1 protein-coding gene and 1 pseudogene are annotated in these 1,509 nt (G+C 45.9%); both read right to left on the bottom strand.

Annotated elements, in window-relative coordinates; genetic code table 11:
- Window positions 1-537: pseudogene (locus A3738_RS14860) on the bottom strand (aspartate kinase); the annotation flags it as partial.
- Window positions 538-591: 54 nt separating this feature from the next.
- Window positions 592-1,509: DHHA1 domain-containing protein (locus A3738_RS14855; protein WP_231876659.1), on the bottom strand; the 918-nt coding region annotated here is incomplete at its 5' end.

Below are 1,509 nucleotides of genomic sequence, written 5' to 3'. Positions count from 1 at the left end.
GTATACACCATCGACATCCGTATATATCTGACATTCATCAGCTTTAAGAGCAGCCGCCAAGGCAACAGCAGTTGTATCTGAACCGCCCCGACCAAGCGTCGTGATATTGCCCTTTTCATCAACCCCTTGGAATCCAGCTACAACGATAACGCGCCCTTGCTCAATATCAGAGCGCATCTTATCTTCGTCGATATCTAGAATGCGAGCCTTCGTATGCGTATCGTCGGTTGTAATTCGAACCTGCCCGCCTGTATATGATCTCGCAGGACAGCCTCTTTTGTTCAGCGCCATACTCAACAAGGCAATCGTTACCTGCTCACCCGTTGACACCAATACATCCATTTCTCTAGGCGTAGGCTCGTCGGTAATGTCGCTGGCAAGACCGATCAATCGATTTGTTTCTCCACTCATTGCAGAAACAACTACGACGATGTCATCTCCCTTATCGCGAAAGCCTTTAATTTTATCCGCAACAGCTTCGATACGCTCAACCGTACCAACAGATGTGCCGCCAAACTTCTGAACCAACAAAGCCATTTCTTTATTCCTGTACCACTACCAACGCACTACGTATATGCAAAAAGCGCGGGATTATAACTTACTTTCAACCCAAACTTGAACCCTAGCTAAAGCTTCATCTAGCCTAGCCAAATTGGTGCCACCACCTTGCGCCATATCAGGACGACCGCCGCCTTTACCATCAACGATCTGGGAAACTTCTTTCATCAATTCGCCAGCTGAAAATTTCTTTGAAATCGACTTAGTCACACCCGCAATCAAAACAATCTTATCGCCTTCCTTAGCAGCTAATAACACGACAGCTTCACCAAGCTCATTCTTCAATTTATCAACGGCATCCATTAACGCTTTACGATCCATGCCGTCAGCGTTTTGCGCCAAAACTTTAATACCCGACACGTCTTTTGCATTACCAGCCAACTCACTACCCGCATCAGCAGCTAGTTTCGCCTTTAATTTTTCAAGCTCTTTTTCTGCAGATTTAAGCTTTTCAAACTGACCCAACGCTTTGTCTAGGACGACATCTTTATTACATTTCAAAGCCGCCGCTAACTCAGAAAGTTGCTCTAAGTTTTCACGAACATAACGTTCGGCCGCATCACCTGTGAGCGCTTCGATTCGACGTACACCAGAAGAAATGCCACCTTCAGAAACGATTACAAGTTGACCGATATCTCCTGTTCGTTGCACGTGTGTACCGCCACAAAGTTCAACAGAAAAAGAATTGCGTCCCATAGAAAGTACGCGCACTTCATCACCGTACTTTTCACCAAACAATGCCATTGCACCCATCTCGCGAGCCGAATCCATATTGGTCAACGTAGTTGTTACAGCTGTATTAGCGCGAATCTCGGAATTAACAATCGATTCCAATTCGCTAACTTGCTCTTTAGTCACCCCTTCATAATGCGCAAAGTCGAAACGCAAACGCTCACTATCTACCAATGACCCTTTCTGGACCACGTGTTCACCTAAAACCTTGCGCAAAGC

The organism is Oleiphilus sp. HI0066, from assembly GCF_001635725.1.
Note: the sequence above shows the minus strand (reverse complement) of the source record. Positions and strands in the feature narration are given on the sequence as shown.